Origin of the sequence: Bradyrhizobium centrolobii (assembly GCF_001641635.1) — a bacterium.
GTDB lineage: Bacteria > Pseudomonadota > Alphaproteobacteria > Rhizobiales > Xanthobacteraceae > Bradyrhizobium > Bradyrhizobium centrolobii.
In genome coordinates this window covers 22492-49428 of sequence record NZ_LUUB01000029.1, presented here as the reverse complement: position 1 = coordinate 49428, position 26937 = coordinate 22492, and the positions used below count along the sequence as shown (strand labels likewise).

Annotated in this window: 19 protein-coding genes and 2 pseudogenes; 8 read left to right on the top strand and 13 right to left on the bottom strand. The window is 65.1% G+C overall.

The genetic code is table 11. The features are described 5' to 3' along the window. Positions 1-19: 19 nt before the first annotated feature. Together AYJ54_RS05625 and AYJ54_RS46735 are read left to right on the top strand one after the other, a co-directional pair. The gene (locus AYJ54_RS05625) at positions 20-877 is read left to right on the top strand and encodes an alpha/beta hydrolase (RefSeq protein ID WP_063697299.1); all 858 of its coding nucleotides are present in this window, start codon (positions 20-22) and stop codon (positions 875-877) included. Positions 878-1014: 137 nt separating this feature from the next. Then, positions 1015-1188, top strand: a pseudogene (locus AYJ54_RS46735) (glycerophosphodiester phosphodiesterase family protein); the annotation flags it as partial. Between the two features lie 144 nt (positions 1189-1332). Here AYJ54_RS46735 and AYJ54_RS05620 read toward each other — a convergent pair. Continuing rightward, positions 1333-3612: a spermidine synthase gene (locus AYJ54_RS05620; RefSeq protein ID WP_063697298.1), complete on the bottom strand. Its 2280-nt coding sequence runs from the start codon at positions 3610-3612 to the stop codon at positions 1333-1335. Between the two features lie 199 nt (positions 3613-3811). On the opposite strand from AYJ54_RS05620, the gene AYJ54_RS05615 reads away from it, so the two are divergent. Then, a complete protein-coding gene (locus tag AYJ54_RS05615) occupies positions 3812-5422 on the top strand; it encodes a phytoene desaturase family protein (protein WP_063697222.1) in 1611 nt (536 codons plus the stop codon). Positions 5423-5553: 131 nt separating this feature from the next. Then, positions 5554-6114, top strand: coding sequence for a sugar O-acetyltransferase (locus tag AYJ54_RS05610; protein ID WP_063697221.1), 561 nt, complete (start codon positions 5554-5556; stop codon positions 6112-6114). A gap of 247 nt (positions 6115-6361) precedes the next feature. Here AYJ54_RS05610 and AYJ54_RS05605 read toward each other — a convergent pair whose 3' ends face one another. Next, a complete protein-coding gene (locus tag AYJ54_RS05605) occupies positions 6362-6526 on the bottom strand; it encodes a Flp family type IVb pilin (RefSeq protein WP_063697219.1) in 165 nt (54 codons plus the stop codon). Positions 6527-6681: 155 nt separating this feature from the next. Between AYJ54_RS05605 and AYJ54_RS05600 the strand changes: the two genes are divergently transcribed. After that, entirely contained in the window at positions 6682-7569 is an 888-nt protein-coding gene (locus tag AYJ54_RS05600; protein WP_063697217.1) for a 50S ribosomal protein L11 methyltransferase, read from the top strand. A 194-nt stretch (positions 7570-7763) separates the two neighbouring features. Here AYJ54_RS05600 and AYJ54_RS05595 read toward each other — a convergent pair whose 3' ends face one another. After that, the gene (locus AYJ54_RS05595; RefSeq protein WP_063697215.1) at positions 7764-7946 is read right to left on the bottom strand and encodes a hypothetical protein; all 183 of its coding nucleotides are present in this window, start codon (positions 7944-7946) and stop codon (positions 7764-7766) included. A gap of 191 nt (positions 7947-8137) precedes the next feature. Here AYJ54_RS05595 and AYJ54_RS05590 point away from each other — a divergent pair, with 191 nt between their 5' ends. Beyond that, positions 8138-9967: an aminopeptidase P family protein gene (locus tag AYJ54_RS05590; RefSeq protein ID WP_063697213.1), complete on the top strand. Its 1830-nt coding sequence runs from the start codon at positions 8138-8140 to the stop codon at positions 9965-9967. 435 nt (positions 9968-10402) lie between these two features. Then, positions 10403-11677, top strand: a complete 1275-nt coding sequence (locus tag AYJ54_RS05585; protein ID WP_063697211.1) for a multidrug effflux MFS transporter — start codon at positions 10403-10405, stop codon at positions 11675-11677. 169 nt (positions 11678-11846) lie between these two features. Here the strand turns inward: AYJ54_RS05585 and ligA are convergent, their stop codons facing one another. After that, entirely contained in the window at positions 11847-14000 is a 2154-nt protein-coding gene (gene ligA / locus AYJ54_RS05580; RefSeq protein ID WP_063697296.1) for an NAD-dependent DNA ligase LigA, read from the bottom strand. 113 nt (positions 14001-14113) lie between these two features. Here ligA and AYJ54_RS05575 point away from each other — a divergent pair. Continuing rightward, a pseudogene (locus AYJ54_RS05575) lies at positions 14114-14400 on the top strand (GIY-YIG nuclease family protein). A 93-nt stretch (positions 14401-14493) separates the two neighbouring features. Here AYJ54_RS05575 and recN read toward each other — a convergent pair. The 9 genes from recN to murC all read right to left on the bottom strand — a co-directional run bounded on the left by recN (position 14494) and on the right by murC (position 26823). Further along, positions 14494-16167, bottom strand: coding sequence for a DNA repair protein RecN (gene recN, locus AYJ54_RS05570; RefSeq protein WP_063697209.1), 1674 nt, complete (start codon positions 16165-16167; stop codon positions 14494-14496). A 16-nt stretch (positions 16168-16183) separates the two neighbouring features. Next, a complete protein-coding gene (locus tag AYJ54_RS05565) occupies positions 16184-17086 on the bottom strand; it encodes an outer membrane protein assembly factor BamD (RefSeq protein WP_063697295.1) in 903 nt (300 codons plus the stop codon). Between the two features lie 232 nt (positions 17087-17318). Beyond that, positions 17319-18281, bottom strand: coding sequence for a UDP-3-O-acyl-N-acetylglucosamine deacetylase (gene lpxC / locus AYJ54_RS05560; RefSeq protein ID WP_063697207.1), 963 nt, complete (start codon positions 18279-18281; stop codon positions 17319-17321). Positions 18282-18643: 362 nt separating this feature from the next. Further along, positions 18644-20428 (bottom strand): cell division protein FtsZ, encoded by a 1785-nt coding sequence (gene ftsZ, locus AYJ54_RS05555; protein ID WP_063697205.1) that lies wholly within the window; start codon positions 20426-20428, stop codon positions 18644-18646. Between the two features lie 87 nt (positions 20429-20515). Continuing rightward, positions 20516-21838, bottom strand: coding sequence for a cell division protein FtsA (ftsA, locus tag AYJ54_RS05550; RefSeq protein WP_063697203.1), 1323 nt, complete (start codon positions 21836-21838; stop codon positions 20516-20518). After that, positions 21835-22854, bottom strand: coding sequence for a cell division protein FtsQ/DivIB (locus AYJ54_RS05545; RefSeq protein ID WP_063697202.1), 1020 nt, complete (start codon positions 22852-22854; stop codon positions 21835-21837). Before AYJ54_RS05545 ends, ftsA begins: the two co-directional genes overlap by 4 nt. A 344-nt stretch (positions 22855-23198) precedes the next feature. Further along, entirely contained in the window at positions 23199-24185 is a 987-nt protein-coding gene (locus AYJ54_RS05540) for a D-alanine--D-alanine ligase family protein (protein ID WP_063697200.1), read from the bottom strand. 105 nt (positions 24186-24290) lie between these two features. Beyond that, positions 24291-25211: a UDP-N-acetylmuramate dehydrogenase gene (gene murB / locus AYJ54_RS05535; RefSeq protein ID WP_063697198.1), complete on the bottom strand. Its 921-nt coding sequence runs from the start codon at positions 25209-25211 to the stop codon at positions 24291-24293. Between the two features lie 208 nt (positions 25212-25419). After that, a complete protein-coding gene (gene murC / locus AYJ54_RS05530; protein ID WP_063697196.1) occupies positions 25420-26823 on the bottom strand; it encodes a UDP-N-acetylmuramate--L-alanine ligase in 1404 nt (467 codons plus the stop codon). Positions 26824-26937: the final 114 nt, after the last annotated feature.

Below are 26937 nucleotides of genomic sequence, written 5' to 3'. Positions count from 1 at the left end.
GTCAGATGCGGAGATGGTCATGAAACGCGGCATCACCGTTTTTGTCACCGTCGCAGCGCTGATGGCCTTCACCTATTTCGTCGCCGGCAAATGGGCGATCCACCACAAGACCGTTGCCCTCTCCGATATCATACGCGGCGACCGCGACGTGACCGTGGAGGTATCGATCCGCCGCGACCGCGAGATCGAAGCGATGGCCGAGATGATCGAGCTGCCCGTCGTAATCCTCAGCCACGGCAACACCGTCAAGCACACCGAGTATTCGTTCCTTACCAACACATTCGCCGCGCGCGGCTACATGGTGGTGAGCATTCAGCACGATCTCTCGTCCGACGACCCCATGGTCACGAAGATCGGCGAGGAATATGTCGGCCGGCGCATGCAATATAACCGCGGTATCTTCAACATCCTGTTCGCGATCGAGCAGCTGAAGCGGCTTTACCCCAACGCGGACTACAAGCACCTGACGCTGGTCGGACATTCGAACGGCGGCGACATCTCGATGTATTTCGCCAAGCTCCATCCCGAGATGGTCAAGAAGGTGGTCACGCTCGACAATCTGCGTGTACCATTCGTTACCGACGGCAGGGTCAAGATCCTGTCATTCCGATCGAAGGATCCGCAGTTCAAGGCCGATCCTGGCGTCGTTCCGGACGACGAGACTTGCGCCAAGGCCGGCATCCAGGTGGTCAAGACCGAATTTCAGCACAACGAGCTCAGCGATCGCGGCTCGGACCGGGTCAAGGACTTCATCGAAGGCACGGTGCACGACTTCCTCAACGACCTCGGCGAGGACGACAGCCCCTTCAACATGCCGCGCCTGTCAAAGCCGCGCCCCACCATCGACCAGCTTGCCGCCGCCGTGCCCGGCCATTGAGCGCGCGCCCTGCGCGTTTCTTCTTCCGCACTGCGACGCCGTGCCCTTGCGGGGTAAACGGCATCGTTGATGCCGATTATTGGTCGATCCGGCATAGCGGCGGTGGTTGCGGCATTTCTTGCCTGCTCTGGTTCATGATGTCATTCCGTCGCGCGATACTATTGGGACCCCTCGGTCTTCTCGTCGCGGGAGAGGCGATGGCATTCGATATCGAGGCGCATCGCGACGGGCGGGCGCTGATGCCGGAAAACACCCTGCCGGCCTTTGCCAATGCGCTATCGATGGGCGTCGACACGCTGGAGCTCGACGTCGATGATCTCGTGTCCCGGACGCGGCGCGGCATGAAATGACGCGACGCAGAGCCGGACCCAGAAGATATGGGCCCCGGCTCTGCAGCGCACCGCTACGCGTTGCACCGCGTCCGGGGCACGAGATTCTTTAGCCTCGTAACAGCGCTACTCCCCGTCCCGCAAACGGCGGTAGAGCGCGCCGAGGATGTTGGAATAGTCGTCGGTCCAGACCCGCACCTTCTCGTCGGCGTCGGTCTCCTCCCACTGCTTGGACGACGCGAGCTTGCCGACATCGCCCTCATCGCGCGCGGAGATGACGACATCTGTGGAGAAGATGTAGTCCGCATCGCGCCCGGAGTCCTCGTTATAGACCCAGCTCTTCAAGTCGTTGGCGTCGGCGATGCCGACCACGACGGGCTCGAGATCGAGATGCCGGTTGGAGACGTGCATCACCACGGCGCCGTGGGGCGCGAGCTTGTCCTTGTAGATCTTCATCGCCTCTTCGGTTGCGAGATGGATCGGAATCGCGTCCGACGAATAGGCATCGACGATGATGAGGTCGTAGGCGCCGTCAGGCTCCTTCGCGAAGGTCAGGCGCGCATCGCCGATCACGGGCTTCAAATCCGGCGCGCAACTCGAGATGTAGCGGAAATTCTTCGGATCACGCGCGGCATCGACCATGGACTGGTCGATCTCGAAGAATTTCCAGCTCTCGCCGGGTGCGGCGGCGCAGGCAAGCGTGCCCGATCCGACGCCGATCGCCGCGACCTTCAGCGGCGCGCCCTTGCGCTCGCGGATTGCGGTGATGGCCTGACCGATGCCGCCGTCCTTGTGGTAGTAGGTGATCGGCTCGGGCCGGCCGGTCACCGGCGTGCCGTCATTGTTGCGGAAGCGCTCTGCGCCATGGATCGTGGTGCCGTGCATCAGCACATGGAAATAGCCGCCAGGCGTCACCACGATCTTGTGCACGCCGAAGAAGCTGCGCACGGTGACGACGCGGCCTTCATCTGCCGGATAGATCCGCGTCAGCGCCAGCGCGAGAACGACGGTGGCAAATATCTTCCAGCGCCCGGCATTGAGCGCGAGCGTCAGGAGCGCGGCGAGCACACCGACGGCGCCGGCGACCCAGACGCGGTGATCTTCCAACCAGGTCGGGAGATCGCCCGTCGTCCAGGACGGTGCAATGAGCGCCACCGCGAACGCGGCCAGAACCAGCCAGTACCATTTGACGAGCCTTGCGAGCCGCTCGTCGGCCGAGGGCCGGCATAGAGCGGCGAGCGCGACCAGGATCGGATATTCGGCAATCCACGAGAAGGTATAGGGCGCAACGAGCCCTGCGAACAGGCCGCCGACCATGCCGCCGAACGAGAGCGCGACATAGAAGCCTGTAAGGTATTTTGCGGCTGGCCGCGTCCGCGCCAGCTCGCCATGACAGGCCATGGCGATAATGAAGAAGCAGAGCTGATGGCCGCCGAGCGTGAGCAGCAGATTCTGCTCGCCGCCGAAGGCCAGCAGGAAGATGACGCCCGCGATCGCGACCGGCTGCAGCATCAGCATCCATTTGTGCGGCAGCAGCGGCCGCGACTGGAACACCAGCACCCAGGTCAACAGGTACAGCGACAGCGGCAGCACCCACAAAAGCGGCGCGGCCGCGACGTCGGTGGAGATGTGCGCGGTCACGGCGATGAGAAGGCCGGACGGCACCGCGGCGAGGAAGATCCAGCGCAGCCGTGTCAAGAGATCCGGTGCCGGCGCATTCGCGTCCTCGGTTTGCGCCACGACTGCGGCAAGCCTCGGCGAGCGCAACAGCAGCACACCGCAGCCGCCGATCAGCAGGATCAAGAGGCCATAGCCGCCGGTCCACAGCCGATTCTGCGCGTGCAGCGTGAACATCGGCTCCAGCAGGAACGGATAGGACAGCAGCGCGAGGAAGCTGCCGATGTTGGAGGAGGCATAAAGGAAGTAGGGATCGTGCGCGTCGGGATGGCCGGTACGAACGAACCAGGCTTGCAGCAAGGGATTGTTGGCCGCGAGCGCGAAGAACGGCAGCCCGATCGACACCACGAAAAGGCCGAGCAGCCAGAACGCATAGCCCGAGTTCGGCGGCTCGACATAGGCGCTGGCGATACCGAGCGGCAATGTGGCGAACGCTGCAACGAGCAGGAGCAGATGCACCACGACCGGAACGATGCGGTTCCTGATCTGCATCAAAAGATGCGCATAGGCGTAGCCCGCGAGCAGCAGCGACTGGAAGAACACCATCGCCACCGACCAGACCGCGGGCGAGCCGCCGAGCCGCGGCAACACCATCTTCGTGAACAGCGGCTGGACCGAGAACAGCAGCAGCGCACTGACGAAGATCGCGGCCGTATAGACCGTCAGCAGCAGCCGGTTGCGTGACGACGACGGCTGCTCCGTGGCGGCAGGTTGCACGATCGAATCCATGGGAGCTCCGGCTTCACCCCGGCGGGCGCCGGGCGCGCGCAATGGAGCACACGATGCCTGAACGGGCAATAAACGGTGCTGTGTTGCAGCGGGAAATGACTGATATAGAACGTCATCTCGGGGCGGCTCGACGGGACCGCGCGAAGCGCGGCCCGGACGAGCCGAACCCGGAATGACAGCGGAACACATTGAACCTTTCATGACCGAAACCGACGTCGTCATCATCGGCGCTGGCCATAACGGCCTCACCTGCGCGGCCTATCTCGCAATGGCGGGCCTGCGCGTGCACGTGGTGGAACGACGCAAGGTAGTGGGCGGGGCCGCGGTCACGGAAGAGTTTCACCCGGGGTTCCGCAATTCGGTTGCGGCCTACACCGTGAGCCTGCTCAATCCGCAGGTGATCCGCGACTTGAGGCTCGCCGAGCAGGGCCTGCGCATCGTCGAGCGGCGGGCGCAGAATTTCCTGCCCGCACCCGACGGCAGCTATCTCCTCACCGGCGAGGGGCGGACGAAGGACTCCGTCGCGCGGCTCAGCGTTCATGATGCGGAGGTGCTCAACGGCTTCTCGCGCGAGCTGGAAGACATCGCCGACGTGCTGCGGCAATTCGTGCTGCGCGCGCCACCGAATCTGCTCGAGGGTTTTGGCACGGCTGCAATCCGCGAGGCCATGAACGCGTTCCAGAGCGCCAACATCCTGCGCACCCTGACGCTGGAGCAGAGCCGCAGCCTGCTCGATCTCTTCACCCGCTCGGCCGGCGAGATACTGGACGAGCGTTTCGAGCATGATCTGGTCAAGGCGCTGTTCGGCTTCGACGCCATCGTCGGCAACTACGCCAGCCCCTACGCAGCCGGCTCGGCCTACGTGATGCTGCACCATGCCTTCGGCGAGGTGAACGGCAAGAAGGGCGTCTGGGGCCATGCCATCGGCGGCATGGGCGCGATCACGGAGGCGATGGCGCGTACCGCACGCGACCAGGGCGTGGCGATCGAGCTCGATGCCGGTGTGCGCGAGATCATCGTCGAGCGCGAGCGCGCGGTTGGCGTGGTCCTGGAGAATGGCGAGACCATCCGCGCGAAGTACGTCGCGGCCAACGTCAATCCAAAACTGCTCTATACGCGACTGATCGCGGCGGAGGCGTTGCCCGCGGACTTCCTCGCCCGCATCCGCCACTGGAAGAACGGCTCGGGCACGTTCCGTATGAACGTGGCGCTGGATCGCCTGCCCTCCTTCACCGCGCTGCCCGGCGAGGGCGATCATCTCACTTCCGGCATCATCATCGCGCCGAGCCTCGGCTACATGGACCGCGCCTATCTCGATGCGCGCGCGCAGGGCTGGAGCAGCTCACCCGTTGTCGAAATGCTGATCCCCTCGACGCTCGACGACACGCTCGCCCCCGCAGGCAAGCATGTCGCGAGCCTGTTCTGCCAGCATGTCGCGCCGGAGCTGCCCGAGGGAAAATCCTGGGACGATCATCGCGATGAGGTCGCCGATCTCATGATCGCGACGGTGGACAGTTACGCGCCAGGCTTTGCGACAAGCGTGCTCGGCCGGCAGATCCTCTCGCCACTCGATCTCGAACGGCAGTTCGGTCTGCTCGGCGGCGACATCTTTCACGGCGCCCTGACGCTGAACCAACTGTTCTCGGCGCGGCCGATGCTCGGCCATGCCGATTACCGCGGTCCGATCAGGGGTCTCTACCACTGCGGCTCCGGCGCCCACCCCGGCGGCGGCGTCACCGGCGCCCCCGGCCACAACGCCGCGCAGGTGATCCTGAGGGATCATCGTGCGCTGTTCGGAAGCCGTGGATAGGCCTGTGGATGGGCTGTGGACAAGCTGTCGAGAAGCCTGGGGCGAGACGGTAATGTCCCCGTGGGCTCGGAGCCTTCCGCTTTGTGAAGCTCGGTACTGCCCGCCCAACTGTAGGCCGAGGAAACCAGCGAATGTCGAATGAGGACGGCACCAGGATCATTCATCGGAGGACGCCGGAATCAGCGGCCATGTTGGCAAACGTCAGACGGGCGATGGCGATCACCGCCAATCTCAACCGTTTGACGTTCAACGATGCAGACGAAGTCCGGGCCTTGTTCAGCGAACTCATCGGTAAACAGGTAGACGAGAGCTTTTTGCTGATCCCGCCATTCTATACCGCCGGCGGGACCGAAATCCGCGTCGGGCGCAATGTCTTCGTCAATCAGAACTGCACGTTCTATGACCTTGGCGGCCTCGACATCGCGGATGATGTGATGATCGGACCGAACGTGAGCATCATCACGACGGGCCATCCCCTCGGACCTTCGCAGCGCCGCGCCGCTACGATCGGAAAGCCGATCGTGATCGAGAGAAACGTCTGGATCGCAGCCGGTGCAACGATCATCGGCGGCGTGACGGTAGGCGAAAATTCGGTTGTAGCTGCAGGTTCGGTCGTCACCAAGGACGTTCCCCCGAATACGCTTGTCGGAGGAAATCCGGCTCAGGTCATTCGCTCGATTGGCGAAAACTGAGACGCTGCCGACGAGGCAGTACCTGTGCACTGGCGGTGGGAGGGTATGGGGAAAAACGGTGGAAACCGCCGGCATAAGCCTGTGGACGGCATCCGGGGAACGAGCGGACAGCTTGTGGATGCGCCGGTGAAGGCCGCGCACATCCAAAAACGACCTCGCCCGCGAAGGGGGCAATCCTCCTTGCGGGCGTTGGTCAACAGACAGTCTATGAAGAAAACAGCCCCCGTTGGGAAATGGGAGGCGGAAATTACTTCAAGGAGCTGCTAATCGAAGTGAACTTCTCATTCATGGTGGTGCCCAGGCTGTTCACCACGGTGATGATCGCCAGCGCGATACCAGCTGCGATCAGGCCGTATTCGATCGCGGTCGCCCCGGACTCATCGGACCAAAACTTCTGAACCAGACGCTTCAAGACTTGCCTCCATCTCTATCTCAAGGTGTGCTGGTTGGCTCCAACATCCGAAAATCTACGGAGCACGACCTACAGTCGGGTTAATCCGGGAACCACAAGTTAAGCAGTAAATTGGAAACAAAAGTTCCAAAAATTGAGCCTAGTGGAACCTCGTCATGCAGCCTTCCCCCACCCATCGCGCCAGCTTTTCGATCGGCAATGAGGCCGCGGCCAAGCGTGTCGTCGACGTGCTTACCGAGGTCTTTTTCGAGGGCGATGCGGCGGTCGCCGCCTTCGAGCGACCGGACGGGCAATGGGACGTCACGCTGCATTTCGCCGAGGCGCCGGACCAGGCATTGCTGCGCGAACTCGTTGTAAATGCAGCAGGAAACGAGATCGCCGATACGCTCGCCTTCGACACGGTCGAGGCCAAGGACTGGGTCAAGGCCAGCCTCGAAGACCTGGTCCCGGTGCCGGCGGGCCGCTTCGTCGTGCACGGCAGCCATGATCGCGACCGCGTGGCGCAGAACAAGCTCGCAATCGAGATCGAGGCGGCGCTCGCCTTCGGCACCGGCCATCACGGCACTACGCGCGGCTGTTTACTGCTGCTTGACCATGTTCTGAAGAGCGCGCGGCCGCAGCGCGTGCTCGACCTCGGCACCGGAACCGGCGTGCTCGCCATCGCGGCGGCCAAGGCGCTGCATCGCGCGGTGCTCGCCTCCGACATCGATCCGCCCTCGGTGCGGGTCGCGGCCGAGAATGCCAGGCTGAACGAAGTTGGCCACCATGTACGGGTGATCCGTGCCACCGGCTTCGCCGCGCCGGACTTTGCCAGCGAAGGCCCGTTCGATCTGGTGCTGGCCAACATCCTTGCCAATCCGTTACGGCAATTGGCGAGCCCGATGGTACGGCACCTTGCACCCGGCGCCCGCGTCATCCTCTCCGGCCTGTTGACGCACCAGGCCCCCGCCGTGATCGCCGCCTATCGCGCACGCGGCCTCGTGCCGCTGCGGCACCTGCGGATCGAGGGGTGGAGCAGCCTGTTGCTGCGGAAGGTGGGGTGAAGTGCGGTGACGTCCGCGATGGCGGTGCGCTCCCTCGCCCCGCTTGCGGGGAGAGGGTTGGGGTGAGGGGGAGTCTCCACGAGGACGGTAGCAGTTCGACTCGCGGAGAGTCCCCCTCACCCGGATCGCATCTCCGATGCGATCCGACCTCTCCCCGCAAGCGGGGCGAGGGAAAGCGTCCAACGCGGCTACCGCTATTCCGCCGGCTTGTCGTCCCGGCGAACCGGCGTGCGCTCGGCTTGCAGGGCACGACGGGCACGGCGCTCGGCGAAACGGTCGATCATCTGGCTGATGACGCCGCGCGGCTTCTTCGGTGTCGTTGCGGCCGGTGCGCGGCGGACCGGCGGCGAAATCTTCTCAAACGAGAACGCTGGCATCGTGTGTCCCCTCGCCGTTGAGTAGAAACACTTGCTCGAATTTCCCTGTTATCCGGACGAAGCTCAAAGGCCGCATCCCTTTACTACTCCACTCGACTCAAGCGGAAGTTTTTCAAGCATGGTCCATGCCAGATGGGACGCAAATGCGTCTACATTGCGGACTCATCCCCATGATCCTAAACTGATCCACCATGTTCGAAGCACACTTCCAGACATTCGAGGAGCCGGAGGCCGGCGTCGCATTGACGGCGCGGCTTGCCGCACTCCGCGAAGAGCTCGCCCGCCGCAAGCTGACCGGCTTCGTCGTTCCGCGCGCAGACCAGCAGCAGAATGAGTATGTTGCGCCCTCAGAAGAGCGGCTCGCCTGGCTGACCGGCTTCACCGGGTCGGCCGGACTTGCGGTGGTTCTGACCCACGAGGCCGCGGTCTTCGTCGACGGCCGCTATACGCTTCAGGCGGCCAAGCAGGTCGACGCGAAGGCCTGGGCGGTAGAGCCACTGATCGATCCGCCGCCGGAGAGCTGGCTGTCTGCGCATCTGAAGCCCGGCGACCGCCTCGGATTTGATCCGTGGCTGCACACTTTTTCGGCAGCCGAGCGCCTCGCCGGCGCATGCGCCAAAGCCGGTGCCGAACTGGTGGCCGTCGAGGGCAATCCGGTCGATACGATCTGGCACGACCGGCCGCCGCCGCCGGTCGCGCCGGTCGCGGTGCACGGCCTGCAATTTGCCGGGATTGCCGAGACCGAGAAACTGAAGCAGATCCGAAGCGAGATCGAGAAGCTCGGCGTCGATGCGGTGGTGCTGTCCGACAGCCATGCAGTGGCCTGGACCTTCAACATCCGCGGCGCCGACGTCGCGCATACGCCGCTGCCGCTGTCCTACGCCCTGGTGCCGAAGGACGGCCGGCCGACCGTGTTCATCGACCACCGAAAGCTCTCCAACCTCACGCGCGACCATCTCGAGCAGTCCGCCGACGTGCGCGAACCCGACGCGCTGGCGCCGACGCTGATGGCGCTTGGCAAGAGCGGCGGATCGATCGCGCTCGACAGTGCCACCGCGGCCGACGCGCTCAGCCGCCTGATCGCGAACGCCGGCGGCAAGCCGGTGCGCGGCAGCGATCCGGTGGCGCTGTTGAAGGCGGCCAAGAATGCGACGGAGATCGCGGGCACCAAGACCGCGCACCGGCGCGATGCCGTGGCGCTGGCGCGCTTCCTCGCCTGGGTCGACCGCGAGGCGGGAAGCGGCAAGCTCACCGAGATCGACGCCGTCGAAGCGCTGGAGACGTTCCGCCGCGATACCGGTGCGCTCAAGGACGTGTCGTTCCCGACCATCTCCGGCACGGGACCGAACGGCGCCATCGTGCACTACCGCGTCACCCGCAAGAGCAACCGGCGGATCGCGCGCGGCGACCTCTTGCTGATCGATTCCGGCGCGCAATATGAGGACGGCACCACCGACGTCACCCGTACCTTGGCCGTGGGCGAGCCGACCGACGAGATGCGCGACCGCTTCACCCGCGTGCTGCGCGGCCACATCGCGATCGCACGCGCGGTCTTCCCTGACGGTACCACCGGCGCGCAGCTCGACACGCTGGCTCGGCAATATCTCTGGGCCGCCGGCGTCGATTTCGAGCACGGCACCGGCCACGGCGTCGGCAGCTATCTCTCGGTGCACGAGGGGCCGGCGCGGATATCAAAGCTCGGCACCACGCCGCTGAAGCGCGGCATGATCCTCTCCAACGAGCCCGGCTATTACAAGACCGACGGTTTTGGCATCCGCATCGAGAATCTCGAGCTGGTGGTCGCCGCTGATATCACCGGCGCTGAAAAGCCGATGAACGCCTTCGAGACGCTGACGCTGGCGCCGATCGACCGGCGACTGATCGAGGTGGCGATGCTGAGCAAAGATGAGCTCGACTGGCTCAACGCGTATCACGCCCGCGTCAGCGCCGAGGTGCGGCCGGCGCTGGACGAGGCGACCAAGGCGTGGCTGGATCAGGCGACGGCGGAGTTGAAACCATGACACCGTCATTCCGGGGCGCGCGCTAAAGCGCGCGAACCCGGAATCTCGCGCCGTAACTTCTGGATTCCGGGTTCGCGCTACGCGCCCCCCGGAATGACGAGTTGGAAGGCGCATGGCGCTACGCGATTAGCGCAACTCTCTCCACATCACAGCCGTCATGCCCCGCGAAAGCGGGGCATCCAGTATTCCAGAGACGGTCGTTGGATACGGAGAAGCCGCAGCGTACTGGATTCCCCGCTTTCGCGGGGAATGACACCGAAAGATGCGGCACGAGCGCACCAGCATCTCACCACACGCACTCCGTAAAACACCGGCCCTTCCGCGCACTGTTACTATAACCGTCCCGGTTTCGGTATGGCCGCATTCCGAAACACCAATATCCGTCTTGCGCGACCACGCTACAGTCCGATTCCAATACTTGAGAGACGGACACGCATGCACGGCATGATCAGCAAGCCGCCGGGAGCGGCATCGCACATCGCGACTTCGCGCGTGGTGCTGCTGTTGCTGGTCGTCATGACCGGCATCGCACCGATCTCGCTCTACATGCTGGTTCCTGCGCTGCCGGTGCTGGCGACGACGTTCGGCAGCGACATCTCGATCGCGCAGATGACGGTGTCGCTCTACATGGTCGGCATCGCCTGCTCGCAGCTCATCATGGGACCGCTATCGGACAAGTTCGGGCGGCGCCCGGTTCTGCTCGGAGGGCTGGCGCTGATGGTTGCCGCCAGCGTGGCCTGCATCTTCGCACAAAACCTGCCGCAGCTGATCGCCGCGCGCTTCTTCCAGGCGCTGGGAGGCGCTGCCGGCATGGTGGTGAGCCGCGCCATCATCCGCGACATCTACGAGCGCGACCGCGTCGCCTCCATGATCAGCCTTGTCGTCGCGGCCCTGATGATCGGACAGATGCTCTCGCCGCTGACCGGCGGCCTGATCGAGACCGCGTTCGGCTGGCGCGCGATCTTCTATGCCATCACGATCGGCGCGATCGCGGTTGCCGTCGGCATCGCGATGGCGCTGCCGGAGACGCGTCGCAGCCGCGCGGCGGGCAGCGGCTTTCGCGGCGACGTCGGCATGCTGATCAGGAACCGCGCCTTCGTCGGCTATGTGCTGTGCCAGGTGCTCGCGTCCCAGATCATCTTCGCCTTCGCCGGCGGTGGCCCCTACATCGTGGTGACGCAGATGGGCCGCACCAGCGCCGAATACGGCGCGTGGTTCGCGACGACCGGCTTTGCCTATCTGGTCGGCAATCTCCTCTGCGTGCGCTTTGCGCCGCGGCATTCGCTGGAAAGACTGATCTGGTTCGGACTCGGCCTGCAACTCTGCGGCAGCCTGTTGAACCTGCTCTGGAGTTTTACGGGCTGGAACGAAGCGCCCGCCTGGCTGTTCGGCACGCAGATGATCGTGATGGCCGGCAATGCTTTCGTGATGGCGAACTCGGCCGCCGGCGCGATCAGCATCCGTCCCGAGGCCGCCGGCACCGCATCGGGCGCGATGGGGTTTCTCCAGCAGGGCATCGGTGCGCTGATGTCGCAATTCGGCGCCTATCTCGGCGGCCAATCCACCACGACGCTGCCGCTGACCTCGGCGATCCTCGCGATCTCCCTGCTCTGCGCCGCCACGATGATCTTCGTCGTGCCCCGCCGCGAGGTCGTGGTGAGCGAGACGCTGATCGAGCAGGCGGAAGAGGAAGGGACCGGGATGATGTAGCTGTCGCTGTGCGCGACGGCCGTCGCGACACTCTCGGTGTCATCCCCCGCGAAAGCGGGGGATCCAGTACGCCGCGGCTTCTCCGTATCCTCGCACTGCCTCTGGAATACTGGATCACCCGCTTTCGCGGGTGATGACAGCGGAGCGAGAGGCGCGAGCGGAGCGGACCTCACTCCCCGATCAGCTTCAGCCACTCCTCCTCGGTCAACACCTTGACGCCGTGCTTGTTGGCCTCCGCGAGCTTCGAGCCCGCTCCGGGACCGGCGACCACGAGATCGGTCTTCTTCGACACCGAACCCGAAACTTTTGCGCCGAGCCGCTCCGCGGTCGCCTTGGCTTCATCACGCGTCATCTTTTCCAGCGAACCGGTGAACACGACCGTCTTGCCGGCAACGACAGAGTTGCTCTTCGGCTTCTCGGCGTCGACGATCTCGACTTCGCTGGTGAGCCGCTCGACGATGCCGCGGTTGTGACTCTCGCCGAAATAATCCGCGATGCTCTTGATCACGGTGTCGCCGATCTGGTCGAGCGCGTCCATGTCGGCCATCGCCTCCTCGTCGCCTTTGGCGACCCTGAGGCAGGCGTCATGGAAGGCGTCCCACGAGCCATAGCCGCGCGCCAGCGCCAGCGCCGTGGTCTCGCCGACATGGCGCATGCCGAGCGCATAGATGAAGCGCTCCAGCGCGATCTTGCGCCGGCTCTCGATGGCGCCGAACAGGTTGCGCACCGAGGTTGCGCCGTAGCCCTCGATTTCCTCGAGCTTGAGCTTTGAATTGCGCTTCTCCAGCGTGAAGATGTCGGCGGGCTCTTTCACCCAGCCCTCGTCGAAGAAATATTGGAGCTGCTTTTCGCCGAGACCGTCGATGTCGAACGCGCGCCGCGACACGAACAGCTTGAGGTGCTCGATCTTCTGATAGGGACAGGCGAACTCGCCGGTGCAGCGGGCGCGCGAGCCCTCTTCTCCCGTCGCCGTCTCCTCGCGGACGACGTCGGTGTGCAGAGGGCACGGGCACTTCTTCGGGAAGTGGAACTCCTTCGTGCTCGTCGGCCGCTTGTCGATGACGACGTCGACCACCTGCGGGATGACGTCGCCGGCGCGCTGGATCACGACGGTGTCGCCGATCCGGATGTCGCGCCCCTCTCGCAGCACTTCTCCCTTGTTGCCGATGCCCTTGATGTAGTCCTCGTTGTGCAGTGTGACGTTCTGCACGATCACGCCGCCGACGCCGACCGGCTCGAGCTTGCCGACGGGCGTGAACGAGCCGGTGCGACCGACCTGGATCTCGATGTCGCGCAGCACCGTCATGGCGCGCTCGGCCGGGAATTTGTGCGCGATGGCCCAGCGCGGCGTGCGCGAGACGAAGCCGAGCCGCTCCTGCCAGTCGATGCGGTCGACCTTGTAGACGACGCCGTCGATGTCGTAGTCGAGTTCGGCGCGCTGCTCCTCGATCGAATGATGGAAGGCGAGCAGCTCCTCGACCGAGTGACACAGCTTCGTCAGCGGATTGGTCTTGAAACCGCAGCGCTCGAACCAGTGGATCATGCCGCTCTGCGTGCCCTCGGGTATCCCGCTCATCTCGCCCCAGGCGTAGGCAAAGAAGCCGAGCGGGCGCGAGGCGGTGATGGCGGGATCCTTCTGCCGCAGCGAGCCCGCGGCCGAGTTGCGCGGATTGGCGAAGACGGTGTCGCCGGCGGCCTTCTGCCGCTCGTTGAGCGCCAGGAACGCCTTCTTGGTCATGTAGACCTCGCCGCGCACCTCGCAGATATCGGGGACGTTGCGGCCCTTCAGCTTCTGCGGCACGTCCTCGAGGCTACGGATGTTGGCAGTGACGTCCTCGCCCTCGGCGCCGTCGCCGCGCGTCGCCGCGGTGACGAGCTCGCCGCCCTCATAGCGCAGCGACATCGAGAGGCCGTCGATCTTCGGCTCGGCGGAGAAATCGATCCTGTCGTCGGCAAGCTTCAGGAAGCGGCCGATGCGGCCGACGAAGTCGCGCACGTCCTCTTCGGCAAAGGCGTTGTCGAGCGACAGCATCGGAACGGCATGCCGGACCTTTCTGAAGCGCCCCGAGGGCGCGGCGCCGACCTTTTGCGAGGGCGACTCCGCGCTGACGAATTCAGGAAAGCGCTTCTCGATCGCATTGAAGCGCTGACGCAGCGCGTCATATTCGGCGTCGGTAACGGTCGGCGCGTCCTCTTGATAGTAGCGCCTGTCGTGCTCCTCGAGCTCGAGGGCGAGCCGCATGTGCTCGACCTTGGCCTGCGCCTTGGTGAGGTCGGCGATATCGCGAAGCGGCTTTGCCTTGGATTTTGCTGCTCTTGCCATCATGCTTAAGGTTCTAGCTCGTCGTTCCGGGATGGTCCGAAGGACCAGACCCGGAACCTCGAGATTCCGGGTTCGCACTTCGTGCGCCCCGGAATGACGGTGGGGAGGGGCTCATGGCGTATTACGTCTATATCCTAGCAAGCCGACGCGATGGAGCAATCTATGTCGGCATCACCAACGACCTCGTGCGTCGCGCCTATGAGCATCGAATCAAGGCCGTTCCGGGCTTCACGGCCAGATACAACATCACGCGGCTTGTTTGGTTCGAGACCTATGACGATCCGGTCACGGCGATATCTCGCGAGAAGGAGTTAAGAAGTGGAAGCGGGCCTGGAAGGTGCAATTGATCGAGAAGGATAATCCCGACTGGGACGATCTTTATGAGTCGATCTGCATTTAGAGTGGTCATTCCGGGGCGGCTCGAAGAGCCGAACCCGGAATCTCGAGATTCCGGGTTCGATGCTTCGCATCGCCCCGGAATGACGGTGGACCACTAAGCCGTCGCCGCCCTGAGCAGCCGTTCCGCCGCCGCCCTTGCCTCGGCCGTGATCTCCGCGCCCGCCAGCATCCGCGCGATCTCCTCGCGGCGGTGGTCGGCGGCCAGCGCATTAACGCGGGTGGCGACGCGCTTGCCCTTGTCGAGGGCGTCCTTGGAAATCAGCAGATGCTGGTCGGCACGCGCCGCGACCTGCGGGGCGTGGGTCACGGCCATGACCTGGACCTTGCCGGCGAGACGGGCGAGGCGCGCGCCGATGGCGTCTGCCACCGCGCCGCCGACGCCGGTGTCGATTTCGTCGAACACCAGGGTCGGCGCCGAGCCGCGGTCGGACAGCACGACCTTGAGCGCGAGCAGGAAGCGCGACAGCTCGCCGCCGGAGGCGACCTTCATCAGCGGGCCCGGCTTGGTGCCCGGGTTGGTCTGCACCCAGAACTCGACGCGGTCGAAGCCTTGCGGTCCCGGCGCGCGCTCGTCGGTCTCCACCTGGGTCATGAACTTTGCGCGCTCGAGCTTGAGCGGGGCGAGCTCGGCGTTGACGGCCTTGTTGAGCTTCTCCGCGGATTTCTGCCGCGCCGCCGACAGCTTTTGCGCGGCCGCCGCATAGCGCGCATCGGCTTCGATGGCGGCCTGCTCCAGTCTTTTCAGCTGCGTGGCGCCGGCATCGATCAGCACGACGTCGGCGGCGTATTTGGCGGCAAGCGCAGCCAGCCCATCCACCGGCGTCGAATATTTGCGCGAGGCGGCGCGCAGCGCGAACAGCCGCTCCTCGATGCGTTCGAGCTCGGCCGGATCGAAATCGGTTGCGGCCAGGGCTGCCTGGAGGTGCTGATCAGCTTCCTCCAGCGCATTGATCGCAGCATCGATCGCCTTGACCGCCGGCTCGACCAGCGCCGGCGAATTGACGCCACGGCGCTCGAGCCGGCGCACCGCGGCCGACAGGGCCGCGACCGGCGAATGGTTGCCGCCGACCGCTTCCTGCGCCTCGCGCAGGTCGGAGGCGATCTTCTCGCCCTGCATCATGGTGGTGCGGCGCCCGGCGAGCGCAGTCTCCTCGCCGTCCTTGGGCGCGAGCTGCTTCAATTCGTCGGAGGCATGGCGCAGATAGTCGGCTTCGCGCGCAGCACGCTCCATGCCGGCGCGATGCTCCTCCAGTGCGGTGTTCGCGGTGCGGCGCGCGTCCCACAGTGATTCGACGGCCGCGACATCCTTTTCGAGGCCGGCAAAGGCATCCAGCAGGCGGCGGTGGGTGGCGGCATCGACCAGCGCGCGCTCGTCATGCTGGCCGTGGATCTCGACCAGGGCCGCGCCGACCGCCTTCAGGGTTTGCACGCTGATCGACTGGTCGTTGATGAAGGCGCGGGTGCGGCCGTCGGCGAGCTGCACCCGGCGGAGAATCATCTCGCCGGTGTCCTCCAGCCCGTTCTCGGCAAGGATCTTCGTGGCGGGATGGGTCCTCGGCACGTCGAAGACGGCCGTAACCTGCCCCTGCTCCGCGCCGTGGCGCACGAGGCCCGCATCGCCGCGGCCGCCGAGAGCCAGCGCAAAGGCATCGAGCAGGATGGATTTGCCCGCCCCCGTCTCGCCGGTCAAAACCGCAAGGCCGGTTGCGAATTCGATATCGAGCCGTTCGATCAGGACGATGTCACGGATCGACAGACGCGCCAGCATGGAACCCCAAAATTTCCTAGCCGAGGCCCATCTTCTTGAAGGTCCTGCTGATCCAGGACCCCTGATTCTCGCTCGGCTCGAGACCGCCGGATTTTACAAGATTATAAGCGTCCTTGTACCAGCGGCTGTCGGGAAAATTGTGGCCCAGCACGGCCGCGGCGGTCTGCGCCTCGCCGACGATGCCGATCGCCATATAGGCTTCTGTGAGCCGGAACAGCGCCTCCTCGACATGGCGCGTGGTCTGGTACTGCGTCACCACGGATTTGAAGCGGTTGATCGCGGCGGTGTAGTCGCGCTTCTGCATGTAGTAGCGGCCGACATTCATCTCCTTGCCGGCGAGTTGGTCGCGCGCGCCCTCGATCTTGGCCTTGGCGCTGGCCGCATATTCGGACGTCGGATACTTGCGCACCACCTCTTCCAGGGCGGCGACCGCCTTCTCGGTCCGGCCCTGGTCGCGGCTGATGTCGGGGATCTGGTCGTAATGGGACGCGGCGATCAGATATTGCGCATAGGCCGCGTCCGGGCTGCCGGGATGCAGCGTGACGTAGCGGGTGGCCGCACCGATGCAGCCGTCATAGTCGCCGCCCTGGTAGGACGCGTAGGCCGACATCAGCAGCGATTTGCGTGCCCAGTCGGAATAGGGGTGCTGGCGGTCGACCTCTTCGAACTTCTTGGTCGCCGCCTTCATGTCCTTCTTCTCGTTCATGAGGTACAGGCCCTCATTGTAGAGCTTGTCGGCGGGCTCCTCGACGAAGGTGTCGTCCTTGGCGATGAACTTGTCCCAGAGCGCACCGGTGCCGCAGCCACCCAGCGGCAGCGCCAGGATGAAGAATGCCGCGGCCTGCGCCAGCCGTCGGACCGTGATCGACGCCCTGGGCGAAACCGGAAAATATTCGCGCGTCATACGCTGTGCCGACATGAATTGAGACTCGTCGCCCTGTGAGATGAACCGGTCCTGCCCCGTCATGGACGCGAGATTGTCCGTGGCGCCCTGCCAATGCGACCACGCCGATGTAACCAAAAAACGATCGTTACCAACCGGATAGGTGCGCAATTCGCCCGGATTAAGGCGGCCATGCGTCATGCTAGCCGATCATGGTTACCAGGAGTTTCGCGGGTGCCGCGGGCACCGAATGCCCGACGACAAGTGCTTAGGACACGTCCGGCCCGTAGGCCGCGGCAATCCGGCCACCGACGATACCGCTGCCAACCTCGACGACCGGACGCGTGGTGCGGCGAGCCGCCTCACCCTCGACCACACGCCAGGCGGTACGGTCGCGGAGCAGCGCGGCCAGGACGGCATGGTTGAGCTTGTGGCCGCCGCGAACCGAGCGATAGGCACCGAGCAGCGGCAGGCCGGCCAGCGCCAGATCGCCGATGGCGTCCAGAACCTTGTGGCGGACGCATTCGTCGGCGTAGCGCAGGCCCTCGGGATTGAGCAGCCGCTCGTCGTCGAACACCACGGTATTTTCGAAGGAGGCGCCGAGCGCATAGCCTGCGCTCCAGAGCCGTGCCTGATCGCACATCAGGCCGAAAGTCCGGGCACGGCCGACTTCACGGCGGAACCGCTCCGGATTGAGCTCGATCGCGTAGCTCTGCTTGCCGATCACGGGATTGGCGAAATCGATCTCGACCTCGGCACGGAAACCGCCGGCATAAGGCCGCAGCTCGCCGAACGAATCACCGATCGCAACCGAGACCGGCTTAAGGACCTGGATGAAGCGCCGCTGCGCCGGCTGGGTCACGATGCCCGCCTGATCGATTGCCGCGACGAAGGCCGCAGCGCTGCCGTCCATGATCGGTACTTCCGGACCGTCGATCTCGATGGCCGCGTTATCAACGCCCATGCCCCGCAGCGCGGCCAGCACGTGCTCGGCGGTGGAAACCAGCGGACCGTCGCGGTCGCCAAGGACGGTCGCGAACTCGGTCGCGATCACCTGCTCAGCGGTGGCCTGAACTTCGCGGTCACTTCCCTCAAGGCCGGTCCGGACAAAAATATAACCTGCATCGACAGGTGCAGGCCCGAGCGTGAGAGTGACAGGACAACCGGAGTGTACGCCAACGCCGGCCACGGTGGCTTGCGCGCGAAGCGTTGTTTGCCGGCTAAATTTCATCAGGAACCCGCCCACTACGACCCATTGCGACTTATACAAGACCTGACTGACCGACCGCAGTCGACCGTCCGAATCTCCGTATCCCCAAGTCACGGCGGACCATAGTCACTGCCCTAAACAGCGCCAACTCACGCTTTTTTACCGATTGTTACCCCAAACCTGCCGTATTCGCGCCAAGGCTTAACCAAATTGCGACGCGGTTCCGGGCTTCTCCCGGCAGCTTTACCGAACCACCAAATACATAATTAATCATTTAAAATCAGTTGCTTGGCCGCGCAATTCGGGCATCCAAGATGAAAAAGGAAAGGTCCCGGCAAGCTTCCCGCCGGGACCCTTTTTCGTCTTCCCTATTGTAACAATCCTCACGTCGCCTGGCGGCGGAGGAAGGCCGGGATATCAAGATGGTCGTCTCCCTGTGGCGCGGGCGCAACAGGTGCGGGACGGCCATGGGCGTCGAGACCTTGCGGCGCCGGGCGACGCGCATACTCTGATACCGGTTCGTTGGCCGCGAACTGCTGCGCGACGCTCCGCTGGGGCTTGCGGTCCGGCAACGGCGGCATCGCCGGAGCCGCGGCTCGGGCCGCCACCGGCGGCTCGCTCTCCTCGTCGCGACGGCCGAGGCCGACATTGGCGAGTCGCTGGAGCAGCGAGAGGCGACTCTTTTGCGGGTGCTCCTCCTCGACCTCACCGCGGGCCTGCCGAATCTCGGCCTGGGCCGGCATCGGCAGTTCCTCGAGTCGAGGCATCCGCGGCGCACGCACCGGCGGGCGCTCGGCCTGCGGCGGGATGAAGGTATCGGGCGTCATCGGCTCGTGCATCGCAACCGGGGCCTGCTCCGGTTCCGGGAACAGGGTGGGCTTCTGCGCGATCGGGCGGACGGTGACGTCGCCGTAGGAGGCGGGCTGCACCGGTGCCGACGGGACGTCCGGAGCCACCGCGGCGGCGATGGCCGCGAGCGCGGCGCGCTCGACATTGGGCCGCGGCGCGACCGGAGCGGCGGGCGCAGCGCCCGGGACTTGCGCTTCCAGCTTCTGGGCGCGCTCGGCCAGGCGCTGATTGTCGGCCCGCAGGCGCGCGGTCAGGTCGGCGAGACGGCTCTCGGCAGCCGCGGCCGGAGCCTGCGCCTGGGGTGCCGGGTTGGCAACCGGGGCGCTGGTGGCCTGGCTGTTGCGGGCGATCGCGGCCTGCTCGATGCCAGTGGCGACGACCGAGACGCGGATCAGGCCGTCGAGCGCTTCGTCGAAGGTGGCGCCGACGATGATGTTGGCGTCCTGGTCGACTTCCTCGCGGATGCGGGTTGCGGCTTCGTCGACCTCGAACAGGGTCAGGTCCTTGCCGCCGGTGATGGAGATCAAGAGGCCCTTGGCACCCTTCATCGACGAATCGTCGATCAGCGGGTTGGCGATCGCGGCTTCAGCAGCGGTCAGCGCGCGCTTGTCGCCGGAGGCCTCGCCCGTGCCCATCATCGCCTTGCCCATCTCACGCATGACGGCGCGGACGTCGGCGAAGTCGAGGTTGATCAGGCCTTCCTTGACCATCAGGTCGGTGATGCAGGCAACGCCCGAGTAGAGCACCTGGTCGGCCATCGCGAAGGCGTCGGCGAAGGTGGTCTTCTCGTTGGCGACCCGGAACAGGTTCTGGTTCGGGATGATCAGGAGCGTATCCACGACCTTGTGCAGCTCGTTGATGCCCGCTTCCGCGGTGCGCATGCGGCGGCCGCCTTCGAAGTGGAACGGCTTGGTCACCACGCCGACGGTGAGGATGCCCATCTCTCGCGCGGTCTTGGCGATCACCGGAGCTGCACCGGTGCCGGTGCCACCGCCCATGCCGGCGGTGACGAACACCATGTTGGCGCCGGAGAGATGGTCGCGCAGCTCGTCGATCACCTCTTCCGCCGCGGCGGCGCCGACGTTCGGCTGCGAACCGGCGCCCAACCCTTGCGTCACCTGCGTGCCCATCTGCACGATGCGCTGCGCCTTCGACATCGTCAGCGCCTGCGCGTCGGTGTTGGCGACCACGAAGTCGACGCCCTGGAGGCCCGCCGTGATCATGTTGTTGACAGCGTTGCCGCCAGCACCGCCGACGCCGAACACGGTGATCCGCGGCTTCAATTCGTGAATATCAGGGACATTGATATTGATGGTCATGTGTGCCTCTCGATCACGCGCGCGTGGGTTCGCCCCGGCCGGCGGCCGTGGGAGTTGGTGAAAATCGAAGATTGCGGAACCGGTTCATCAGAAGCCCTCGCGTAGCCATCGTCCGACCTTTCCGAAATAGCCGCCGGTCCCTGTCTTGACCTGCTGCCGCGTATGCCGCGGTTCGACATGTTCGAGGTGAACATATTGCGGATAGACCAGAAGCCCGGCAGGCACCGCGAAAGCGGCGTTCTTCGCCTCGTTGGGCAGCCGGCCGAAGCCGAGCGGTCGTCCGACCCGCACGGGCCGGCCGAGAATCTGCGTTCCGAGTTCGACGAGGCCGGTGAGCTGCGAGGCGCCGCCGCTGAGCACGACACGGCCCCTGGGTTCCGCCGCGAAGGGCGAATCCTTCAGCCGGTCCCGGACCATTTCGAAGATCTCCTCGGCACGGTGCTTGACGATGTTGGCGATGGTGGCGCGGGAGACGATCTGCGGCAGATCCTGCTCGTCACCGGCTGTCGGTACAGACATCAGCTCACGCGAGTCCGATCCGCCGGTGAGGACGGTGCCATATAACGTCTTGATTCGCTCGGCATCGGCAATGGTCGCCGAGAGTCCGCGCGCGAGATCCATCGTGATGTGTTGCCCGCCGACCGCAAAGCCCGCCGCGTGCACGAAGCGACCGCCGGCATAGATCGCCATCGTCGTGGTGCCGGCGCCCATCTCGACGACGGCGGCGCCGAGATCGGCTTCGTCGTCGGTCAGCACCGAAAGGCCGGCCACATAGGAGCTCGCCGCCATGGCTTCGACGTTGATGTGGCAGCGCTCCACCGCCAGCATCAGGTTCCGCGCCACCGTGGCGTCGCAGGTGACGACGTTCATGTCGACGCCGAACTGATGCGCAATCATGCCGCGAGGATCGCGGATGCCCTTGACGCCGTCGAGCGTGTAGCCGACCGGCAGTGCGTGTAGCACGGTGCGGCCCTCGCCGGTGGCGTGGCGCATGCCGGTGGAGGTGACGCGGTTGACGTCGGCCGGCGTCACTGCGCCACCCCGGATGTCGGCCGCGGCCTCGACCAGCTGGCCGGCGGGCCTGCCGCCCGAGACCGACAGCAGCACGGACTCGACCCGCACCTTGGCCATCTTCTCCGCAAGCGCGACGGCCTGGCGCACGGCCTGCTCGCACTCGCCGAGATCGATCACGGCACCGGCCTTCATGCCGCGCGACTGGATCTGGCTGTAGCCGATCAGCTCCACCGCATGGGTGCGACCGCGCAAGGCTTCGCTCGACGCCGACGGCTTCAGCCGCGCGATCATGCAGGCGATCTTGCTGGTGCCGATGTCGAGGCAGGCAACGAGGCCGCCGCGCTTGTGCGGCATCGGGCGTGTCTTCGGCGTCTGGGTGCGATCGAGACCGGTCATGCGGAGTCCCCGGCCTTCTTCTTGGACTTCTTGTCCTTGAACTGCTCCTCGCGCGCCTTCGCGGCATCGTCGGACAGCTGCACCACCAGTCGATCCGGCAGGCGCATGTCGACCGCGACGATATCGCGTGAGAACAGCTTGTCGTCCTTGTCGAGCTTGGAGAGCGCTGCAAGTGCGTTGCCGACGTCCTGCTCGGGCAGACGGATGTCGAGGCCGTCCTTGAGCCTCAGGTTCCAGCGCCGCTCGCCGACGAAGATCGCGGCCTTGGTCACCGAATTCACCTGCGGATAGCGCGCCAGCAGCGCGAGGAAGTCGCGGGCCTGCGTGTCGGCGCCCTTGCCGACCACGAGCGGCAGCGACAGGAAGCGGCGCGAGACATAGGGCTCGAGCACGGCGCCGTCATCGGCGATCACGGAGAGCCGGCCGCCCTCCTGCCACAGTGCAAACGCCTTGCGCTCGGTGATCTCGATCAGGAGCTGGCCCGGATAGAGCTTGAGCACGGTCGCATCAGCGATCCAGGGATTGGCCTTGAGCTTGTCGCGGACGCCGTCGGCGTCGAGGAACAACAGCGAGGAACGGCCGCTGACGCCGCCGACCGCGAGGATCTCGTCCTGGCTGAGCTGTTTGCGGCCGTTGATCACGACGGAGGTGATGCGGAAGCCGGCGGAATTGGCCAGCGCATTGCGGGCGTCGTTGACGGCGGTGATGAAATCCTGGAGGTGCCCGCCCTTGACGATGCCGAGGCTGCAGCTTCCGACCAGCAGCAGCACGGTCATGCTGATCCCGACCCGGCGCGGCAGATAGCGTTCGACCAGCGCAACCACGCGCGGCGGCGGCTCGCGCTCGACAATGGCTTTGGCCTTGGATTTTTCCTTGGCAATCGCGCGCTTTTCCTCGCGCTTCTCTTGCAGCCACTCGCGCAGGAGCACGACCGCTCCGATAGCGGCCGCCTTCAGGTCAGCTTGGGGCCTCAGCGATCGGAGGAACGACCGGGTGAGGCTGCCTGCACCATCCATTGCACGAGCTCGTCAACAGTTAGCCCGCGGCACTCTCGCGGGTTCTGGCGCCCATGACGTCTCGGACCTGCCGGCCGGGTGGTCTTCAGCAGAAGAAGCCTCTCCCTTCAAAGCGTTCGCAGGAGCGGGAACACCCGCAACCGGTCACGCGCCGGCAGCCAAAGCGCCATATGCGCCGCCAGCGTTAACCTTCGGACTTCCTGGTAAACAAAAGGTAAAGTTCGTTAACGAGGAAAGCTTTTTGCCCCGTTCTGTGAGGCATTTATGCCGCGATGCCCGGCATTTTACCGGCTTTTGGGCCAAAACCGGGCGGTTTCGGCCGTCCTGGCGTTAACCAGTCCTAACTATTTTCGAACCCGCCGCTCGGCAAGCTCGATCAGTCCGCGCAGGAAGTCGACGAAGTCGATGCCCTCGGCCTTCAGCGCCTTGGGGTAGAGCGAGGATTTCGTCAGCCCGGGGAGCGTGTTGGTTTCGAGATAAACCAGGCCCTTGTCCGCGACGATGAAGTCCGAGCGGGAATAGCCGGTGCAGGACATCGCGCGATGCGCCAGCATCGCCTGCTCCTTGAGCGCGGCGGTGACCTCGGCCGAGAAGCGGCCGGGACAGATCTCCTGGGTCGACTTCAGGAGATATTTTGCGGCGTAGTCGAAATTGCCCTCGCCCGGAATGATCTCGATCGGCGGCAGCGAGATGATCGAGCCATCCGGCCGCTCCAGCACGCCGCAGGTCGCCTCGATGCCGGCGATGTAGGGCTCAATGACATATTCCTCGAGCTTCGCCGCATTGCGGACGGCGACGAGATCCTGCTTGGCGTTGACGAAGATCAGGCCATAGCTCGAGCCGTCGCGCGCCGGCTTTGCGATCAGCCGGCCGTATTCGGCGAACGCGTCGTCGATGTTTTCGAGCGCGATGCCTGCCGGCGGCGTCACGCCGCCGAGCGCGGCAAAATGCTTGGCCGCGATCTTGTCGAAGGCGAGATGCGAGGAGGCCGAGCCCGATCCGGTGAAGGGCACGCCGCGTGCTTCGCACATCACCTGCAACTCGCCGTTTTCGGCGCGGCCACCGTGCAGAGCGAGCACCAGCACGCGTTCCTCCGCCTTGGCCTGGTCGAGCGCCTGTTCGAGCGGAACGCCGCGCGTGCCGGGCTTGAACTCGTCCTCGAAGGGACGGGCATGCTCTTCGAGCTGCTTCGACTGCACGGCGTGCACCCTGTCCTGAATGTCCCAGAACCAGAGATCGGCCTCGGGCAGCGCCTGATGCAGCGCCTGGGCTGATGCGACCGAAACCAGACGCTCTCTGTTGGAGCCGCCGAAGAGGATGGTGATGCGCATGCGTCTGTCCGTCACCTATCTGCGTCGTCATTCCGGGGCGATGCCACAGCATCGAACCCGGAATCTCGAGATTCCGGGTTGCGCATCGCGCCCCCGGAACGACTGTTAGCCGGGAATCCCAATCCGCTTGATTTCCCAGTGTAGTTCAATTCCGGAATTCGCCTTCACGCGTTCGCGCACGGTCTCGCCGAGGGTCTCGATGTCGTGACCGGTGGCATCGCCCGTGTTGATCAGGAAATTGCAGTGCATCTCCGACACCTGCGCGCCGCCGACACGCAAGCCGCGGCAACCGGCGGCGTCGATCAGCTTCCAGGCGGAGTGGCCGGGCGGATTCTTGAAGGTCGAGCCGCCGGTCTTCTCGCGGATCGGCTGCGCGGTCTCGCGATGGTTTTGCACCTCGGCCATGCGCGCGCGGATCGCTTCCGCATCCCTGACCTCTCCGCGAAAGCGGGCCGACGTGAAGATGATGGAGGGATCGACGCCGCTGTTGCGGTAGACGAACTTCATGTCGGCGTTGGAGAACACGTGCTTCTTGCCGTCGCGACTGACGCCAGTCGCCTCGACGAGCACGTCCTTGGTCTCGCCGCCATTGGCGCCGGCATTCATGCGCAGCGCGCCGCCGATCGTGCCGGGAATGCCGAAGTAGAATTCGAGTCCGCCGATATTGGCGTTTGCGGCCACCTCCGCAACGCGCTTGTCGAGCGCGGCCGCACCGGCGGTGACGACATCACCACTTGCGTTCGCCTCTCCGAAAGCACGCGGCGCGAGCCGGATCACGACGCCGGAAACGCCGCCGTCGCGCACGATGAGGTTGGAGCCGACACCGACGACGCAGACAGGGATGTCGCTTGCGAGATGCGCGAGGAAATAAGCGAGATCGTCCTCATCGGCCGGCGTGAACAGCACCTGCGCGGGCCCACCGACGCGAAACCAGGTGAGCTCGGCGAGCGACTGGTTTGCAAGCAGCCGGCCGCGAAGGTCAGGCATCGCGGCTTTGAGCGTAGGTGTGATGTCGGGGAAACTCATGCGAGACGGCAGCCCCTGCAAGAGTTGATCTCAGGTGAGGAAGGCACACTGTTTCCGTTCCCTCCCCCCTTGCGGGGGAGAGGCAGGGAGGGGGGTAGCCACGAACTCAGACCTCGCCTGGGGCTACCCCCCTCCCCCACCCTCCCCCGCAGGGGGGGAGGGAGCGCGGCGCGTCGTGTGGCTGCCTGCGAGTCCTTCATCGGCATGCTCACCCCAGCGCCTTCAATTCGCCGGGCAATGCGTACGCCCATTGTGTAATGTTGCCGGCACCCAGGCACACGACGAGATCGCCCGACGTGGCGAGTCCCTTGACGATGCCCGCGAGCTCCGACGCCGCAGGCAGCGGGATCACTTCGCGATGGCCATGCGCGCGCAGGCCCGCGACGAAATGATCACGGTCGATGCCCTCGATCGGCGTCTCGCCCGCGGCGTAGACGTCGGCGACGATCACCGCGTCGGCATCGTTGAAGCAGGTGCAAAATTCCTCGAACAGCGATTGCAGGCGGGTGTAGCGATGCGGCTGCACCACGGCGATGATCTTGCCGTTGGTGGACTCGCGCGCCGCCTTGAGCACGGCCGCGATCTCGACGGGATGGTGGCCGTAATCGTCGATCACAGTGACGCCGTTCCATTCGCCGGTCCTGGTGAAGCGTCGCTTGACGCCACCGAAGCCGGCGATCGCCTTGCGGATCGCATCGTCGGACACACCGAGCTCCCGCGCCACTGCGATCGCGGCCGTCGCGTTGGAGGCGTTGTGACGCCCCGGCATCGGCAGCATGAGATCGGCGATCTCGTGCGTCGCACCGGTCTTGCGGTTGCGGAACGCGACCTTGAATTTCGAGCCACCGCCCATCGGCGTCAAATCGAGCAGCCGCGCATCGGCCTGCGGATTCTCGCCATAGGTGATGATGCGACGGTCCTCGATCTTCCCGACCAGGCTCTGCACGACGGGATGATCGATGCACATCACGGCAAAGCCGTAGAACGGCAGGTTCTCGACGAAATGGCGGAAGGCGTCCTGCACGGCCTCGAAGGTCTTGAAGTGATCGAGATGCTCGGGATCGACATTGGTGACGATCGCGACATCCGTCGGCAACTTCAGGAACGTGCCGTCGCTCTCGTCGGCCTCCACCACCATCCAGTCGCCGGCGCCGAGTCGCGCGTTGGAGCCGTAGGCATTGATGATACCGCCGTTGATGACGGTCGGATCAAGGCCGCCGGCGTCGAGCAGCGTTGCCACCATCGTGGTCGTCGTGGTCTTGCCGTGCGTGCCGGCAATCGCAACGCAGCTCTTCAGCCGCATCAGCTCGGCCAGCATCTCGGCGCGGCGCACCACGGGAATGCGCTGCGCGCGCGCCGCCATCAGCTCCGGATTGTCGCGCTTGATCGCCGAGGACACCACGACGACATCCGCGCCGTCGACGTTCTCGGCCTTGTGGCCGACCGAGACCTTTGCGCCCTTCTTGCGCAGACGTTCGAGATTGTAATTGTCCGAGGCGTCCGAACCCTGCACGGCATAGCCGAGATTGATCAGCACCTCGGCGATGCCGCTCATGCCGATCCCGCCGATCCCGACGAAGTGGATGGGTCCGATGTCGCGCGGCAGTCTCATGCTCTATCCCGTCGTTGCAACATGCCCAGACAGCCCCAGACATCCACGAATCCCAGCGTCCTTCTTGCAAGACGTGGATGGCCGGAACAAGTCCGGCCTTGATGCCAAAACTAC

Coding starts and splice junctions, on each gene's coding strand:
- AYJ54_RS05540 (WP_063697200.1), bottom strand. CDS start 24,185: ATGCGCATCACCATCCTCTTCGGCGGCTCCAACAGAGAGCGTCTGGTT.
- murB (WP_063697198.1), bottom strand. CDS start 25,211: ATGAGTTTCCCCGACATCACACCTACGCTCAAAGCCGCGATGCCTGAC.
- lpxC (WP_063697207.1), bottom strand. CDS start 18,281: ATGAAATTTAGCCGGCAAACAACGCTTCGCGCGCAAGCCACCGTGGCC.
- AYJ54_RS05615 (WP_063697222.1), top strand. CDS start 3,812: ATGACCGAAACCGACGTCGTCATCATCGGCGCTGGCCATAACGGCCTC.
- recN (WP_063697209.1), bottom strand. CDS start 16,167: ATGCTGGCGCGTCTGTCGATCCGTGACATCGTCCTGATCGAACGGCTC.
- AYJ54_RS05600 (WP_063697217.1), top strand. CDS start 6,682: ATGCAGCCTTCCCCCACCCATCGCGCCAGCTTTTCGATCGGCAATGAG.
- AYJ54_RS05585 (WP_063697211.1), top strand. CDS start 10,403: ATGCACGGCATGATCAGCAAGCCGCCGGGAGCGGCATCGCACATCGCG.
- AYJ54_RS05545 (WP_063697202.1), bottom strand. CDS start 22,854: ATGGATGGTGCAGGCAGCCTCACCCGGTCGTTCCTCCGATCGCTGAGG.
- ftsA (WP_063697203.1), bottom strand. CDS start 21,838: ATGACCGGTCTCGATCGCACCCAGACGCCGAAGACACGCCCGATGCCG.
- ftsZ (WP_063697205.1), bottom strand. CDS start 20,428: ATGACCATCAATATCAATGTCCCTGATATTCACGAATTGAAGCCGCGG.
- AYJ54_RS05590 (WP_063697213.1), top strand. CDS start 8,138: ATGTTCGAAGCACACTTCCAGACATTCGAGGAGCCGGAGGCCGGCGTC.
- AYJ54_RS05565 (WP_063697295.1), bottom strand. CDS start 17,086: ATGTCGGCACAGCGTATGACGCGCGAATATTTTCCGGTTTCGCCCAGG.
- AYJ54_RS05610 (WP_063697221.1), top strand. CDS start 5,554: ATGTCGAATGAGGACGGCACCAGGATCATTCATCGGAGGACGCCGGAA.
- AYJ54_RS05620 (WP_063697298.1), bottom strand. CDS start 3,612: ATGGATTCGATCGTGCAACCTGCCGCCACGGAGCAGCCGTCGTCGTCA.
- AYJ54_RS05625 (WP_063697299.1), top strand. CDS start 20: ATGAAACGCGGCATCACCGTTTTTGTCACCGTCGCAGCGCTGATGGCC.
- AYJ54_RS05595 (WP_063697215.1), bottom strand. CDS start 7,946: ATGCCAGCGTTCTCGTTTGAGAAGATTTCGCCGCCGGTCCGCCGCGCA.
- ligA (WP_063697296.1), bottom strand. CDS start 14,000: ATGGCAAGAGCAGCAAAATCCAAGGCAAAGCCGCTTCGCGATATCGCC.
- murC (WP_063697196.1), bottom strand. CDS start 26,823: ATGAGACTGCCGCGCGACATCGGACCCATCCACTTCGTCGGGATCGGC.